This window comes from Nocardioides oceani (assembly GCF_030412965.1).
Lineage (GTDB): Bacteria > Actinomycetota > Actinomycetes > Propionibacteriales > Nocardioidaceae > Nocardioides > Nocardioides oceani.
Window position 1 is genome coordinate 1 of sequence record NZ_JAUHJQ010000166.1, and the last position, 277, is coordinate 277.

Sequence of the window (277 nt, forward strand, 5' to 3'; positions counted from 1 at the left end):
GGTCCCGCAGCCGCTGCTCGCGGCCGCGCTGGCCTTCGCCGCGGGTGCGCTGATCGCGTCGGTGGCGTTCGAGCTCTTCGAGCCGAGCTACCGCGACGGCGGCCCGGTGCGCGCCGGTCTGCTGTTCGCGGCCGGGGCGCTGGTGTTCACCACGGCCGACTACTTCCTCGACCGTTACGTCAGCGGCACGACCGCCGGGTGGGCGCTGCTCGCCGGCGTGACCCTCGACGGCATCCCGGAGAACACCGCGCTCGGCGTCTCCCTCAGCGGTTCGGGC

Annotated in this window: 1 protein-coding gene; it reads left to right on the top strand. The window is 74.7% G+C overall.

Going from position 1 to position 277, the window contains the following annotated elements:
* A partial coding sequence (locus tag QWY28_RS23695) for a ZIP family metal transporter (protein WP_439117280.1) occupies positions 1-277 on the top strand: 277 nt, incomplete at both ends.